Annotated in this window: 11 protein-coding genes; 5 read left to right on the top strand and 6 right to left on the bottom strand. The window is 55.1% G+C overall.

Annotated elements, in window-relative coordinates:
• Nucleotides 1–87 precede the first annotated feature (87 nt).
• The 5 genes from prsR to ASQ50_RS00315 all read left to right on the top strand — a co-directional run bounded on the left by prsR (nucleotide 88) and on the right by ASQ50_RS00315 (nucleotide 8,270).
• Nucleotides 88–1,458 (top strand): PEP-CTERM-box response regulator transcription factor, encoded by a 1,371-nt coding sequence (gene prsR, locus ASQ50_RS00335; protein ID WP_058089655.1) that lies wholly within the window; start codon nucleotides 88–90, stop codon nucleotides 1,456–1,458.
• Nucleotides 1,459–1,509: 51 nt separating this feature from the next.
• Nucleotides 1,510–4,206 carry a tetratricopeptide repeat protein gene (locus ASQ50_RS00330; protein ID WP_058089654.1) on the top strand — a complete coding sequence of 899 codons (2,697 nt, stop codon included), beginning with the start codon at nucleotides 1,510–1,512 and terminating at the stop codon, nucleotides 4,204–4,206.
• A 120-nt stretch (nucleotides 4,207–4,326) separates the two neighbouring features.
• Nucleotides 4,327–6,291, top strand: a complete 1,965-nt coding sequence (locus ASQ50_RS00325) for a PA14 domain-containing protein (RefSeq protein ID WP_058089653.1) — start codon at nucleotides 4,327–4,329, stop codon at nucleotides 6,289–6,291.
• 145 nt (nucleotides 6,292–6,436) lie between these two features.
• Entirely contained in the window at nucleotides 6,437–7,117 is a 681-nt protein-coding gene (locus ASQ50_RS00320) for a PEP-CTERM sorting domain-containing protein (RefSeq protein ID WP_058089652.1), read from the top strand.
• Nucleotides 7,118–7,184: 67 nt separating this feature from the next.
• A complete protein-coding gene (locus ASQ50_RS00315; RefSeq protein ID WP_058089651.1) occupies nucleotides 7,185–8,270 on the top strand; it encodes a glycosyltransferase in 1,086 nt (361 codons plus the stop codon).
• Here ASQ50_RS00315 and ASQ50_RS00310 read toward each other — a convergent pair.
• The 6 genes from ASQ50_RS00310 to asnB are packed head-to-tail and all read right to left on the bottom strand — an operon-like array spanning nucleotide 8,203 to nucleotide 15,674.
• Nucleotides 8,203–9,753: an exosortase/archaeosortase family protein gene (locus ASQ50_RS00310; protein WP_058089650.1), complete on the bottom strand. Its 1,551-nt coding sequence runs from the start codon at nucleotides 9,751–9,753 to the stop codon at nucleotides 8,203–8,205. The genes ASQ50_RS00315 and ASQ50_RS00310 overlap by 68 nt on opposite strands.
• Before the next feature lie 12 nt (nucleotides 9,754–9,765).
• Nucleotides 9,766–10,887, bottom strand: coding sequence for a GNAT family N-acetyltransferase (locus tag ASQ50_RS00305; RefSeq protein WP_058089649.1), 1,122 nt, complete (start codon nucleotides 10,885–10,887; stop codon nucleotides 9,766–9,768).
• Entirely contained in the window at nucleotides 10,884–11,783 is a 900-nt protein-coding gene (locus tag ASQ50_RS00300) for a glycosyltransferase family 2 protein (RefSeq protein WP_058089648.1), read from the bottom strand. The genes ASQ50_RS00305 and ASQ50_RS00300 overlap by 4 nt, the downstream gene beginning before the upstream one ends.
• Before the next feature lie 36 nt (nucleotides 11,784–11,819).
• Nucleotides 11,820–12,701: a glycosyltransferase family 2 protein gene (locus ASQ50_RS00295; protein ID WP_058089647.1), complete on the bottom strand. Its 882-nt coding sequence runs from the start codon at nucleotides 12,699–12,701 to the stop codon at nucleotides 11,820–11,822.
• Complete coding sequence (locus tag ASQ50_RS00290) at nucleotides 12,701–13,753, bottom strand: GNAT family N-acetyltransferase (RefSeq protein WP_058089646.1); 1,053 nt, start codon at nucleotides 13,751–13,753, stop codon at nucleotides 12,701–12,703. The genes ASQ50_RS00295 and ASQ50_RS00290 overlap by 1 nt, the downstream gene beginning before the upstream one ends.
• Nucleotides 13,746–15,674, bottom strand: a complete 1,929-nt coding sequence (gene asnB, locus ASQ50_RS00285; protein ID WP_058089645.1) for an asparagine synthase (glutamine-hydrolyzing) — start codon at nucleotides 15,672–15,674, stop codon at nucleotides 13,746–13,748. Before asnB ends, ASQ50_RS00290 begins: the two co-directional genes overlap by 8 nt.

Raw genomic sequence — 15,674 nt, 5'->3', positions numbered from 1 at the left:
TTCAGTTAAGAATCATAACCATGGAAATGCCGGTTCAGCCAATGGTGGCAGCCGCGCCGTACACAGACCAAAGGATTGAGTGTTGTTGTGAAGCAGCTACTGATTGTAGAAGACGACCCCGGCCTGCAGAGCCAGATGCGCTGGTGTTTCAGCGACGACATTGACGTATCTGTTGCCTCAGATCGTGAGGCCGCGCTCACGGCCCTCCGACGCCTTGAACCCCAAGTAGTCACTCTGGACCTGGGCTTGCCACCGGACCCAGGCGGAGCCTCTGAAGGCTTTGCCCTGCTGGAAGACATTTTACGCCTGGCACCCATGACCAAAGTGATTGTCGTGACCGGCCGGGAAGACAAAGAAAACGCGGTCAAAGCCATTGGCATGGGCGCCTCCGATTTCTACCAGAAGCCGCTGGACGCCGACATCCTTACCTTCGTGGTCAACCGCGCCTTCCGACTCGCAGGGCTCGAGAGAGAGAATCGTGAACTGGCCGGCCAGGGCAACGGCACCAGTATCAAAGGCATTGTTGCCGCCAGCCCTGAAATGCTAGCCATCTGCCGTACGGTTGAAAAAGTCGCCCCTGCAGACGTTACTACTCTGATTACCGGAGAAACCGGCACTGGCAAGGAACTGCTGGCCAAGGCACTGCACGACCTCAGCCACCGGGCTGACAAACCTTTTGCCGCCATCAACTGTGCCGCCATCCCGGAGAACCTTCTGGAAAGTGAGCTGTTCGGGTTTGAAAAGGGCTCGTTTACCGGCGCGACGCAGTCGAAGAAAGGCAAAATTGAAAGCGCCAATGGGGGAACCCTGTTCCTCGATGAGATCGGCGACATGCCCATGGCCCTGCAAGCAAAACTGTTGCGGTTCCTGCAGGAACGAGTGGTAGACAGAGTGGGTTCAGTCAAACCCATACCGGTAGACGTCCGGGTGGTCTGCGCGACCCATAGAAATGTTCAGCACCTGATCAGCCAGGGTGAGTTCCGGGAAGACCTTTACTACCGGATCAGTGAAATCACCCTGGATGTGCCAGCCCTGCGGGAGCGTGAAGGCGATGCTCTGGTAATAGCCCAGTCGTTGCTGAAAACCCTTGGCAAGCAGCTCGACCGACCCAACCTGTGTTTCTCCGAAGACGCTGTACAGGCCATTAATGCCTATGGCTGGCCAGGGAACGTGCGGGAGATGATCAACAAAGTGAAACGGGCCATCATTATGGCTGACGGCAAACGGATTACCGCAGACGACCTGGTGCTCCCCGCCGACGGCTGTGAAGCTGACTACCAGCTAAACCTTCGCCAGGTTCGTGAAGCGGCGGAACGTAAAGCGATCATACAGGCGTTGACCACCAGCAACTTTAATATGGCGCAGGCTTCGAGACTGCTGGGGGTCACCCGCCCAACGCTCTATAACCTCACAGACAAATACCGGATTGAGACCTCCACCGCGACAAGCGGTGTGTGACCAACCCCAACGGATTCAGAACAAGACCCCGATAAAAGGAAGGAACAGGGCATGAAAATCAGTAACGTTGTAAGAGTGTCGCTGCTTTCAGCTGCCATCGCGTTAAGCCTGACTGGCTGCAACAGCGAGCCGGACATGTCACAGGACGACATTCAGTATATCAGCCACCTTGACCAGGCGCGGTTCTTCCAACGCCAGGGAGAGTTAAGAGCGAGCACTATTGAGGCTCGCAGCGCCATCCAGATGCAACCTGAGCGCTTTGACCCCTACTTCGTCATCATCAACAACCTGCTGACCGCAGGAGATGCTGTTAACGCCGAGCGCCAGCTTGACCAATTCCTGGAGAACCGGTCCGAAGACGCCCTTACCCAGTCCCAGATGAACCAGGCCGCGTTAATCCGCGCGGAATCCAGGATATTGCAGGGAAAAACCGCAGAAGCTGTCCAGGCGCTGGATCAGATTAGCTCACCCTCTCGGGACCAGGAACTCAAGGCGGATAACCTGAGGGGCCAGGCCTGGTTATCGGCCGGCAATTTTGATCGGGCCGAGACAGCCTATACTGACGCCCTTCAACGCAACGATCAGAATGTCACCGCCGCGGTCGGATTATCCAGAATCGCCGCCGCCCGGGGCGACATTGCCAAAGCCCGCGAACTGCTCAGCCAGGCAGAAACCATCGATTCTGACCATGAAGACATCTGGCTATGGAAAGCACAACTCGCCCACTCACAGGAACAATGGGCCGAGGCAGAGCAAAACTATATCCGCGCACTGGAAACGATTGGCCAGTACGACGTGATGACTTACCGAAAGTACCAGACCATCTCAGCTCTGGTAACGGTTCTTCGCCAGCAAGGCAAATCAGCAGAAGCCTTTGTTTATGAAGAAATCCTTGCCAAGTCCGGGCCCGGAACCATCAAGAGCAACCTTGAAGCTGCAGCCGCCGCCTATAACGATGGAGATCTCGATACCGCTGCTCGCTTTTTACAGGAAGTGCTGAACCAGGCGCCCGGGCACCAGCAAAGTGCGCTGATGCTGGGCGTTATCCGTTTCCGGCAGGGCCGCACTGAAGAAGCAGCCAGCCTGCTGGAACCCCTCGCGGAGATGAACGACACCGACGGTGTTCGCAAGCTTCTGGCCGCAACCAGAATCTCCATGCGAGACCCCCAGGGCGCCAAAACACTGCTTGACGACCTCAAGGATCGCGACAGCGACCCACAAACTCTGGCTCTGGTTGGCATCGCTTCTCTCGCCAGCGGTGACGACCAGAGTGGCCGCCAACTCATCAACAGGGCCCTCGAACTGCAACCGGATAACCACAATCTTCGGCTGCGCTACGCCACCTACCTTGCCCAACGCGAGGACTATGAGGCCGCCATCAGCCAGGCTCGCCAGATTCCAGCAGAGGCTCCTGAATCGACCCAGGCCACGATACTCGTGAGCCAGGCGCAGATGGCCTCAGGCAATCCCGACGCCGCACATAAGGCCTTGGACGACCTACTGCGAAAAGAGCCGGCAAACGTGGCCGCTTTAATTGCAAAAGGCAACCTGGCCGGCAACACCGGCAACATGGACAACGCCCGGAAATTTTTTGAGATGGCACACAAAGCGGCACCCGACAACCCGACGCCTCTGGTAGGGCTCGGTAACCTGGCCCGGTTACGCGATGATAATGACACCGCCCGAGAACTCTATACTCAGGCCGTAAGGCTGGCGCCCGACAACCGCGGAGCACTGCAAGCAATTGCCAACCTCCTGCCCAGAGACGACCTAACCGAGTTGATGCGAAGCATACGCGAGGACAACCCGGAAGCGGCAGGGCCGCGCCTGATTCTTCTTGAGACAGCACTCATTGAGAACAACACCTCCGAAGCCGACGAACTCACTGCCCAGCTGATGGAGCGGCAGCAAGCGGATGCGCCAGCTCCCACCGAGCCACTGGTCGCCACAGTGTACGACGGTATCGCAACGCAAATGGTACAGCGTGGACAAACCGAACGGGCGCTACAGATACTCAATCGGGGCCGCACCTTGTTCCCGGATAACGAAGACATGGCCCTGAAAGTGGCCTCTATCGAATTCCGTAATGGCAATACCGCTGCCGCCAGGGACGCTCTGAGGGACGCAAAACAACACAACCCCGAATCCCCAGCCCCATATCAGCTGGAAGCCAGCTATTACGAGAGCCAAGGTGAACACCAACAAGCCGCTGAGCTCTATCAGCTCGCACTCACCAAACGAAACACCCCAGAGCTGCAAGTTGCCCGAGCCAGAGCACTCAGTAGTGCAGGCCAACCCACCGCGGCACTGGAATCTCTTGAACAGGCCAGGGAGCAGTTCCCGAACAACACCAGAATCATGCTCAGCCTGGCCATGGCACATCAGCAGACGGACCAACAAGACAAAGCCAAGGCGAGTTACGAACAGCTGGTATCGCTCAGCCCGACCAATGCGGTAGCCCTTAACAACCTGGCATGGTTGTATTACGAAACGGGTGATAATCGGGCCTTGGACACTGCCAGGAAAGCCTACGAACTGGTCCCCGACAGCGCAGCGGTGGCGGATACCTATGGCTGGATACTGTTTGAATCCGGTGAGCACCAACAAAGCCTTGTCGTGCTTGAGAAGGCGCACGAGCTGGACCCAGGCTCCCGCGAAATTGCCATGCATCTGGTGGAGGCCTACAGGGCAGCCGGCAGGGATGACGACGCCAGGCGAATTCTGACCAAGCTGGATAACGAGGCCTGACAGAGGTTAACGCTATAAGCGCGGTAGGCAGATAGCGAAACGTTCCTAAGACTCGGTGGCAGCCCTAACACACTGCAACAATACTTTACACAATGTATCGTTGCGCAAGGAAGGTGAGCTATGGCTGCCAAGAAGATTCTCGGCCTCGGTGTGGTGGTGGTTTTCCTCGGTGGTTGCCAGAGTTGGCAGTTTCGGGACATTGAAAAACTACCGCCTACTGCTGCTATTCCGGAAGTCAGCGAACCGGGAAAGGTGGATGTCTGGTATTTTGACGGCATATCGGGCAACTATGTTCAAAGCATGGTAGATGCCGAAAAATTTCCGGACTCACCTGACGAAATTACAGAACTCAACCAGTTAAGGCGCGCAGCCAACCGGGCCAACAATTACGGCACCTTGATTCGTGGCTATTTAGAACCCCCCACAACGGGTGAATACACCTTCTACATTGCAGGTGACGACGAAACTCAACTCTGGCTCTCACCTTCACAGTCTCCGGAAGATATCGTTCGAATCGCCTCAACCATGGCGACCCCCCTCGATAACTTCACCCGCTACAGCTCACAAACTTCGGGCATTCATTACCTTGAGGCCGGGCAAAAATACTACTTCGAGCTGAGACACAAAGAAGGCGGCTGGGATGACCACTTTACCGTGGCCTGGTCCGGGCCCGGGCTGAATCAACAAGTGATTGACGGCCCTTACCTGCACAGCTTTGCGCAAAAAAAGCCAGGTGCCCAACCTGAACTGACCACCGAAGATGCCTATGAGCTCGGTTACCGAATTGGCTTCTTCGATGGCGAAAAAGGCTTGCCGTATAACGCCCAATATCCACCGTTGGATGAAGATGGTGATGGCCTCTACGACAACTGGGAAATCTATTATGGCCTGGACCCTACAGACCCAGCGGATGCGATGTCAGACACCGACGGAGACCTGCTTACAGCACTGGATGAATTCTGGGCGCGCACAGATCCCAACCTTGCAGATACCGACGGCGATGGCATTCCCGATAGTTACGAATACGCTTACGGCCTTGATCCCACTGACCCAACCGATGCCTCGCGAGACCTGGATGGAGACGGATACTCTGTACTCGAGGAATACCTTGCTGGCACAAACCCACTGGACCCTGAAGATTTCCCTGCACCTGAGGCAACCTATCAGCCAGGATACGTTGGCCAGTATTTCACAGGCGTAAACTTTGACAGCTTTGTTTACACTCAGCGAGACAACTCCATTAATTTCAACTGGGGAAGTGGCAGCCCGTCTGCCAATATGCCCAATAATAATTTCAGTATTCGGTGGCAGGGCTGGTTTACTCCACCGCACACGGAAGGCACGCGCGAATACACGTTTGCCACAAGAACGGATGACGGTGTTCGCCTTTTCCTTGATGGCAACCTGGTCATCAATCAGTGGAAAAACCAATCAGCCACCACCTATACCAGTACTGCCAGCCTCCCGGCCGAGATTCCCGTAGCGGTAACTATGGAATACTTTGAATCAGGATGGGACGCCTCTGCGAGTCTGGTGATATCCGATACAGCGACCGGGCAAAACCTTAATCCGGAAAACGTGGTGCAAACCCTCTCTCTTGATAGCCCCACCAGCGACAGCTCACTCAACGACGGCATAGACGACCTGTACAAGCTCCGATACGGCTTACCGCTGCTACAACCTGTCGCCGATCAAGTCTTTAATGACAGCGGTATTACCGTGTTGCAGGCTTACCAGTCAGGACTTCACCCGTACACACTTGAGACCGTATCTGAACCGGATGCGCCGGTAACCAGCGAACCATCTGATAATGGCGCCAGCGCGGGCAGTGTCACGCTATCCTGGACCCCGCCCCTTACACGCGTAGACGGCAGCAGTATCTCACTCAGCGAAATCTCCGGGTATGTGATCAACTACGGCCAAGCGCCAACAAACATGCCCCAGATCCTGGAGGTTCCAGCGGGCACAACTGAAGCAAGGATAGAAGGGCTCTCCTCGGGAGATTGGTACTTCACTATAAGGGTGATTGACACCAACGGACTGAGTAGCGAACCGTCAGATCCGGTTCAGTACAGTGTGCAGTAAAAGAGAGATCGTCGAATTAATTTACATCGCCCAGATTAAAGAAAAATTTAATTCTTTAAAATCAATGGGTTAAAATCTGGCACGCTATCTGCTTTAGTTAAAGGGTGTTGTAAAAATTCGACCACTCACTGGAGGAGTGACTCAAATGAACAAACTTACACAAGGCATCGCACTGGCAGCCGTAGTTGGTTTTTCCGGTTTCGCACAGGCAGCCTACATTGACGCCGTTGCCAACGGAAATGCCCCCGGCGCAGCCGCCGAGCAAACCGTACCCGGCGATAACGATTACGCAACCCGCGTTGCCGGCACCTGGACTGCTGACGCCCCGCTATATAGCGTTGGTGACTCAGTGTTGTTCGGGCACAACCTCACCTCAACCTCAGCAGATCCGTTCAAGCTGACCTTTACCTACCTTGGCAAAGAAGCAGCCGACAACAACCAGTTCTACTGGGGTGACACTTTGGTATTCGATACCAACAGCACTCCCGACGATTCTTTCAGTGCCGTCTTCTACGGAGGCTTGGCAGCACTGCTGGATTTCAAATTCATTAACGGATCCGGTGTTGAAATAAAGAACGACGCAAATAATGGCGGTCAGTTCAATAACATCGCCAAGCCGAACTCGAGCACAAACTTCAACCTGTTCTTTGTTGAAGAGGATTACTTCATCATCAGCCTGGACGATGGCTACGTTGGCGATGATAACCATGACGACATGGTTATTGCCGTTCGTGCATCCAAAGTCCCTGAGCCTGGCACCCTGGCTCTGTTGGGCCTCGGCCTGGCCGGTATCGCAGTGCGTATGAAGGGCCGTAAAAAAGCCTGACATGCAACGCTGTGCTACGCTTTAAAGCCCTGCCTTTGCAGGGCTTTTCTCTTTCTGGTGGTGACCCATGGACATCCTCATCGTTTATGCCAGCAGTGGGCGCGGGTTAAAAAAAGATGCTGATATTCTTCAGTCCACAATTACATCCATGGGCCACGATTGTCGGGTAGAAAACCTTCCACCAACTTCGGAATGGCGAAGCCGGCTGTCCCACTACCGGTATCGACTCATCAGCCGGTATTTGCCAAAGAGTGTCGGCAATCTTTACTACAACATCCGAGCAGCCATCGCGAAGGCAAAGCCGTGTAAGTCAAAGGTGGAACTGGTCATCCATCTGGAAAACCTCCAGCTGTCCAACCTCAACCGCAGCAGAAACCACTGGTTGATTCCCAATCAAGAGTGGTTCATAGAGTCACGCCTGCCTTACCTCCGGTTTGTTGACCGTATTCAATGCAAAACCCGGCACGCCGTTGAGGTATTTTCCCGCCTGCATTCGAATGCGGCATATCTGGGGTTTACCGGTACCGAAAAAGCATCCTCCCCAAGGCTGGCAGATAAAGCCCCTAATCTGGCAATACACATAGCCGGCAACAGCCAATTCAAAGGCACGCGTGCAGTACTAGATTGCTGGCTACAACATCCGGAGTGGCCGAAACTGATCGTTATCAGCCAACACTTGAAAGCTTCGGACTACAGCAGCGATAACATTGAAATCGCAAGCAATCTGACCAATCAGGAAATAGAAATGCTGTGGCAAAAGGCGCGCTTTGCGGTTTTGCCATCAGAGGTAGAAGGTTACGGGCAGGTGTTGGCTGAAGCGCTGGCAAACGGATGCGTAACGGTCACCACGGATGCCCCACCGATGAATGAACTGGTTGAAGAGTGTCGCGGCTATCTTGCAGAGCCAGAGGAAAACCAGCCTTTCCGGCTGGGCACCCGGTTTAAGGTTTCAAAACGCAGCCTGCAGAAGGTCATAGACAAGGCACTCAGCGAATCGCCAGAGCACCTGGATCGCATAGCCCACAATGCCACCCAGTGGTATGCTTTGAATCACCAAGCGTTCCTGAGCCGTCTCACAAAGGCCGTCAACGAACTGGCCGAACAACCTCAAGACCAATCCGGGCGAGCGCCTCAGGAAAAGCCCGTTCGATAAAACCCGTCAATGCCTCTTCAGCATTGCAGTTCTCACAACTAATCGCAGTAATCAGCAGACTGGCATCATCACGGTGGTTGAAAAAACCTGACACCTGCGCCAGCTTGGCCCGCCACTGATCAGTTTCCCACTGCCCCTGTACGAGGTAGGTGTAGCCCAGATGTATCCTCTGGCCTGTCATGCGGTTGCGTAAGGTAATACCCTGCACCGGCAGGTTCTGAGAGTTTGGAACATTAAAAAAGTGCTCGGGCGTCCAAACCTCCCGATCATACAAGCGATTACTGTACTGGATCAGCTCTGCTCTGTGCCGCTGGAATTCATAGGTGAAGACCCCAAAATAATACGTCACTTCAGCACCCTGCCCCGCCCGGACCTCTTCCCGGTCGAACAGTGTTTGAACATACACACGGTCCGGGTTGCGTATCTGAGGTCTCCAGCCCGCCAGTTGCGCCCCGAATACGGGCCCATAATGTTCACTCAGGTCCAGGGCCAACGCCGCCGGTTGAGAACTGACGGCCGACGTCCGCTCTGGCAGCGCAATCCAGGTGGAAAGCCCTGCAATCATGATGACCACAACCGCAATGGCCGGATTTCCGCTCGGATACATGCTTTCCGGCTCTCTAGCCTTTTGTTGCGCAATCGCCAAATCGTCTTTGATTTCAAGACGTCGTGCTATGAAGTAGAGCGGCACCAGGGTACCGGCAAACACCCACCAACCGAAGTTGTCGTGATCATCGATCAGGCTGGACTGCATGTTCGTCTCATAACCCAGATAGATAATAACGAATACGCGAATCCAATTCGCAACCAGCGCAAACGCGACCCCGAGGCAGAACAAGGTGACGCGCGACCTCAGGCGGGAAAGATACATCTCTCCGTAAATCAGTACGAGCGCCTGCCCAACCAGCAGATAACGCAGGCCGGAACACCCATGCGCGACCTCAAAGGTGCCTACGCCAATCAGGTAAACAAAGACCCCTTCAACCTCAAACTCAATGCTCGCAAAACCAAGAAGGAACTGATTAACAGCGACCGTGATTAACTGGAGCGTCCAGGAAAGGAAGTCCCAGACCGGAACGGTCAGGAACAGGAGCCCAAGGGGCACCAGAAACCACCGTACCTGGCGCCACCCCATCAATACCGCGAAGGCGCTGAGTAACATGGGCACCATAACCAGTTGCTGTAACGCCTGAAGGCGAATCAACCCACCCAGCCAGTACACCACAAAGCACGCCGTGAGCGGCACCAGCCAAAAAGGATAAAAGCCGGCTTTAACCGGATGGATCATTGCTGCCCGGGCAGTCAGGAACAGAGAAATCGCGGCCAACAAGAATCCGTGAGAGTAGGACTCATCCAGTTTGAGCCAGCGTGACACAATCCCTTCGATCGTCGGGAAAGTGACTAGAACAATAAGGCAGAAGGTCGCCAGAAAAGGCCAAAGTTGCCTGACTACCTGCGGACTCGGAATCCATTCCCTGCTCATCACTACACCTGCCTAAAGACGAAAAAATCGATTAACGGAAGACACAAGTTGTTGGGGCAAACAGGCCCGGACACCATACGCCAGTTTTAACACTGGAGAACGAACATACTCCACTGTGGTAAAAACCACCTGCTCGCCCTGAAAGCGGCTTTTGTAAAACGTATTCTTACCAGAACCGGCCAGTAGATCGTAACCAATCACGGTGTCATCATGAAATGCGGCCTCGATGGCGTAGCCTAAATGCAGGGTGCCCAGCGACAGCTTTGGGTGGAAACTCTCCATAAAGCCCGCCTGCAAGTTGTATACACGGTTGCCCGCCTGTACATCATAGAGCACTGAGACCACCTGCCCCCTGGCCTTCAGCGCCGAGAGCCTGGCTAATTGGCCAACACCCAACCGGCTGAGGAAAGTCAGATGAAAGCGCACCGCGTGCCGGTCAAAACAAGGCTTGCCCCAACGCTCACGATGGAACTGATTCAACTCCTGGAAAAAGCTCTCAGGGTCGTCCCAGGGAACATATTCACCTGCAACTTCGCTTTCGAACACTGCTCGGCGGTTGAACGCCTTCAGGCGGGTGTTCTTTCCCAGTCGTTCCAACCAACGCCTGTAGCCAGACTCAACTGGAACAAGAACCCCTTCCGCTTCGCTTCTGACCAGCCGGGCAATACTCGTACTTTCTGACAGCGCCGGCTCCAATAAATTCATGGATCTGGGCGACGCATCTGCCACGATCATCTCGTCCCAGGCGAACCCAGCCAGGCAATCGGCGAGTCGCCTCATCACAGGCTTTTGATATGTGCGATCCACAATCAGCCCAACGTACTCGGTTCGCACAGTAGGGCCGAGCTTCCAGGCGTTACCAATCACATGGAGCCGACGAACCCGCCAGCCCAAAGGCGTTCTGACCGACTTCAAATACAACGGAGCAAGGCCAACCAGTTCGTCAGACTCGCTGTAGACACCCAATAACAGCAGTTCCAGTTCCAGCGCCTGGTTCCAGGTCTCCCACCAGGAGACCTGCCATGCCCAGCTCATAAATAACGGGTCTGCATCGCTGCGCTCAAGCAGTTCACCCCAACTGGCCTTGAGGCCAAAGAAGTCATCCTCCGAGAGCCTGCGAACGGTAAACGTCATGTTCGCCCCCGAGACGCGGAGCTCACCAGCATCTTGATGGCCAGCCGCCAGGGGCCAGACCAAAACGGATCGTTCGTGGCAGCCCTTGCCAGCTCTTTAAGCGCCGTTCGATACCGACCTTGAGAAAGCTCGTATCGCCCTTTACGCACCAGGAACCCACTCATCCCATGGCGAGCCTCACGCCGGCTCAGTGCCTGAGGAAAAGCGCCGAGGAAATGCCGGATTATAAGCTCGTTAGCCCTGAAACGGCTGTCTTTGTCACTGGAGATCTGGTTCTCCATCACACGGTAATATCCCAGTACCTCGGGCAAATACAAAAATTGATAGCGCGTTGAAAAACGCAACCAGAGACCATAGTCTTCCGCCAGCCGATCAGCATTATCAAACCCACCCATTTCCGCAAAACAGCGCCTCCGAGTCATGGTGGTGTTCATGCTCACGAAGTTGTCCTGGAGTAGCTGGGGCGTAATACGCCCGGAATAGCGTTTCATCCGGTTAACGCCCTGCTCCGCGCCTTGCGCGTCTATCACGATATAGTCGCCGTAGACAATGTCGGCCTGGGGGTTATCCCTGAATGCCTCAAGCGCTTTGTCCAGCTTGCTTACCAGCCAGGCATTGTCCGAGTCCAGAAAACAGATGAAATCGCCCTTCGCTGACTCAATCCCGCGGTTGCGTGCAGCACTCTGGCCCTGATTATCCTGTGCAAGGTAACGCACGCGGGGGTCTTCAAGGAACGGTTGCATCACCGCTGCCGTGTTATCCGTCGAACCATCGTCTATCACGATCAGTTCTAAATCCGGCATGGTCTGGGCCAAAACGCTCTCCACCGCGACCGGCAGGTAATCTGCCCGATTAAACGTGGGAGTAATAACGGACACCAATGGCCTTGATGACATAATCGCCCTACTTCCGTGTCTGGTTCATCTACATTGTTACTTCAGTAGCACCGCGGCAAACGCGCGCCACACATTCAACTCTGCCGGCGAGTATTTCACCGCCTTCAGCAACTCCCTCACCCCATCCCGCTTCTGCCCATTACTTCCCAGATAACGGCCCTTCCTGATATAGAAATGAGCGAAGCCCTGATCAAACTCCCGGGGACTCATCGCATCAGGAAAATCCCGCCTGAAGTCATGAATGATCTGCTCGTTTACCTGAAACCTTCGCGTTTTATCCGAGGAGATCTGGTCCTCCATGACCCGGTACCAGGCCCAGTACTCCGGCTCATAACGAAACTCATACTTTGCGGAAAACCTGAGCCAAAGATCGTAGTCATCGGCCACCCGGCGTTTACCACTCATTCCACCCAATTCGTCAAAGCACTGGCGACGCGCCATGGTTGTGTTCATGGCCACGCAATTATCCTTGACCATCTGCGGAGCAATGCGGCCAGAGTACCGGGCCATGTTGTTCCGGCTCAGTTCCTCACCGGCTTCATTGATAATCACATTATCGCCGTACAGAACATCGGTAGTCGGAAATTGTTCAAAAATCCGGACTTGCTGCTCCAGCTTAGCCGCCGGCCAATAGTTGTCTGAATCCAGAAAGCAGATGAACTCGCCTTTTGCCTCATCCAGAGCCAAATTCCGTGCCACGCTCTGGCCCTGGTTTTCCTGGCGGAACAGCTTTATGCGCTCATCGTTGAGATAAGGTCCAAGCACGTTGTCGGTATGATCGGTAGAACCATCATCCACAATCAGAAACTCGAAATGGGGATAGGTCTGGGCGAGCACGCTTTCAACCGCCTCAGCGATAAAGTCCGCCCGGTTGTACGTTGGTGTAATAATGCTGATCAACGGAGTATTTGCTGACATCAAACGTCGTCCCTGTTTGTAATTTGATGATTCCAGGATTCCCGGGCCGACTGCAGCAATTCTCCATCAGAGTCTCCGCCCATAATGAACCAGCCCTGGTTGCACGGGCCAGGATTCGAGCCATCAGACATTTGCGGTGAAGCCCAGACAAAGAAACGCGGCTGTTCGCGCCCTTGATAGAAACCCAGAGACCTCATCGCCTGCTTGAATTCTGCATCAGAGGTCATAGCCGAATAGGCAGCCAGGTCGGGCCAGGTCGATAACATGGTTTTCACCAGAAAATACTTGAGTGGCAGCGCCTTGGCTGGCCCAAGGTAATCCACCAGGCGAGCCTGTTGCTGGTCCACCCGAACAACACCGATAGCCGCAAGCTGCCCCTCCGGGGTGAGAATTTCAATAAACTTGTATTCCGCAAGCGGGTGCTTCTGGTATCGCCAATCCAGGTAGCGCCAATCCCGGACTACGGTTTTATCGTAACCGCCCATACTCCTTTGCCAGAGGCCATTTACGTCCTTTGGCGCAGGGAGCTCGTCACAAGTACGAGATTCATACCCGGGTTGGGATATGGTAGAGGCGCCAAGCCGGCCAAGAAACTGATAGACCATCAAAGCGACGTCCCTGAGTGATCGGGGCTTGCATATCCGTTTGAGGAAATGCACGTCGTGGTTCGCATGCCAACCCATGCGTTCCAACACAATCGCTGCCACGGGGCTGATGCCGAAGGACATCAGCACCGGGGACTTCTTCGCCAAATCTTCCTTAATCAGCCGACCTACGCCTTTGCCCCGATAATCTGAACGAACCTTGAAGTCACAACTCCACATGGCGTTTATAGGTTGGCCCCTCCAGATAATGGACACGGGCACGACCCCGTTGAACCCGATCACCCGCCCCTGATCAACAGCGACGACTGGATCAAAACCCCGGTTAACGGCGCCGGGGTTCTCAACAAACTGGTACTTCCAGATGTCGCCCTTGAAAGCGACATCCGAGAACAGGTCCAGAATCTGCGCCCGGTGTAGTTCATCGTTGTAGGGTGTGATTTCAGCCACCAGTGTGCTCCAACCAGGCCAGGAACATCAGAATGCCCCAGAGCTCTGCAGAATAATCTTCCCTGCCCCGCAAGTGCTCTTGCCAATAAGCGTTTACAACAGACGCATCGAGGAGGTCCTGCTTGCCAAACAAGGACGGTGCAAACAGCGACTCCGCCCATGGCCGAAGTGGGCCACGCAACCACTGCCCGACCGGCACTGCAAAACCCTGCTTCGGACGATCCACCAGCTCACGAGGCACGTGCCGGAACAGCACACTGCGCAGCACCTGCTTTCCTACTCCACCTTTCAGGTTATAGTCCAACGGCAGCGAGAGCGCGAAGGCCACCACTTTCGGGTCCAGCATGGGAATCCGCGTTTCCAGGCTGCAGGCCATCGCTGCGCGGTCCACCTTAACCAGAATGTCATCCGGCAGGTACCAGTTAAGATCCCGCCACATCAGCGTTTTCAGACTCTCATCTGGAATTCCGGGAGGTAAAGGCCGGGTTAATCCATAGGTGGGCTCGCGAACTGCCTGTCGGAAACATTCCGGCTCCGCCCAGAATGAAACGGACTGGCGATAGAACTCGGATACACTTGATGACAGGGCCAACGCCCGCTCCGCCTTCAGGCGATGGCGTATCGCAAGCCCGGAACGACCACGTTGAGAGGGAACGAGTGCCCTGATAGCCGCTGCCGACAAAGATTCGGGCAAGGCGGCCGCTGCTCGCCTCCCAAGGCCGGAGAGGCTGTTGCGACCTTGCCACCGGGACAGCACTGAAGGGTAGCGGGTATAACCACAGAAAAGCTCATCTCCGCCGTCTCCGGACAAAGCCACCGTAACGTGTTTCCGTGTCATCTCGCTGACCAGGTAAGTTGGCAGCTGGGAGGAGTCTGCAAACGGCTCATCGTAAAGTTCAGGCAGCCTGGGCACGAGACCCAGTGCATCTTTCGGAGTGACATACAACTCAGTATGCTCAGTACCCAGATGGCGGGCCACTTCGGCGGCGTGTTCCGCCTCATTAAAGCCGGCCTCATCAAACCCGATACTGAAGGTTTTAACCCGCTGCGTTGCCCTTGCCTGCATCAGCGCCACAACCGTTGAAGAATCAATGCCGCCAGACAAGAAGGCGCCCAACGGCACATCCGACACCATCTGATCTTCAATTACATCGCCAAGGAGAGATTCCAAATGACGACTGGCCTCGTCAAAGCTGCCCATGGGGCTCTCAACAAAACACTCTTCCAGTTGCCAGTATCGCTCGGGCTCCGGCAAAGGGTTGCTGTGCCCCGCGTTCAGCTGGAAAGTCACCATTGAGGCAGGAGGTAACTTGAAAATACCTTTGTGAATGCTCCAGGGGGCTGGAATGACGTTATGGCGCAACAACAACGCCAGCGCCTGTTGGTCCACACCACCTTGCCAGGCCGGATGAGCGCGCAGCGCTTTCAACTCCGAGCCGAACAGCAGAACGTTTCCCTGATAACCGTAATAAAGGGGCTTTTCGCCCATGCGATCCCGTGCAAGTACCAAGGTTTTCTCTTGAAGATCAATCAGAGCGAACGCAAACATTCCGGAGAACCTGGCCAGACTGGGCGCCAACCCCCACTGCTCAATAGCATGTAGCATGACTTCGGTGTCTGAGTGACCACGGAACTGGCAACCCAGCTTGACGAGTTCCGAGTGAAGCTGCCTGAAGTTGTAGACTTCGCCATTGAACGCGATGACATATCGCCCACCGGCAGACGCCATTGGCTGGGCACCAGCGGGGGACAGATCCTGAATGGACAAACGGCGGTGTACAAGGCCCGCACCCAGGCCGGGGTGGTGCCAGACGCCTGCATCATCGGGCCCCCGATGCGCAATAGCCCGCCCCATGTCAGAGAGCACCTGCTCAGGCTCAGCGACACTTTCCTTGCTGACAAATCCGGCAAAACCACACAT

It is taken from the genome of Marinobacter sp. LQ44 (genome assembly GCF_001447155.2).
GTDB lineage: Bacteria > Pseudomonadota > Gammaproteobacteria > Pseudomonadales > Oleiphilaceae > Marinobacter.
Note: the sequence above shows the minus strand (reverse complement) of the source record. Positions and strands in the feature narration are given on the sequence as shown.

Coding starts and splice junctions, on each gene's coding strand:
- ASQ50_RS00330 (WP_058089654.1), top strand. CDS start 1,510: ATGAAAATCAGTAACGTTGTAAGAGTGTCGCTGCTTTCAGCTGCCATC.
- ASQ50_RS00325 (WP_058089653.1), top strand. CDS start 4,327: ATGGCTGCCAAGAAGATTCTCGGCCTCGGTGTGGTGGTGGTTTTCCTC.
- ASQ50_RS00320 (WP_058089652.1), top strand. CDS start 6,437: ATGAACAAACTTACACAAGGCATCGCACTGGCAGCCGTAGTTGGTTTT.
- ASQ50_RS00315 (WP_058089651.1), top strand. CDS start 7,185: ATGGACATCCTCATCGTTTATGCCAGCAGTGGGCGCGGGTTAAAAAAA.
- ASQ50_RS00310 (WP_058089650.1), bottom strand. CDS start 9,753: ATGAGCAGGGAATGGATTCCGAGTCCGCAGGTAGTCAGGCAACTTTGG.
- ASQ50_RS00305 (WP_058089649.1), bottom strand. CDS start 10,887: ATGACGTTTACCGTTCGCAGGCTCTCGGAGGATGACTTCTTTGGCCTC.
- ASQ50_RS00300 (WP_058089648.1), bottom strand. CDS start 11,783: ATGTCATCAAGGCCATTGGTGTCCGTTATTACTCCCACGTTTAATCGG.
- ASQ50_RS00295 (WP_058089647.1), bottom strand. CDS start 12,701: ATGTCAGCAAATACTCCGTTGATCAGCATTATTACACCAACGTACAAC.
- asnB (WP_058089645.1), bottom strand. CDS start 15,674: ATGTGTGGTTTTGCCGGATTTGTCAGCAAGGAAAGTGTCGCTGAGCCT.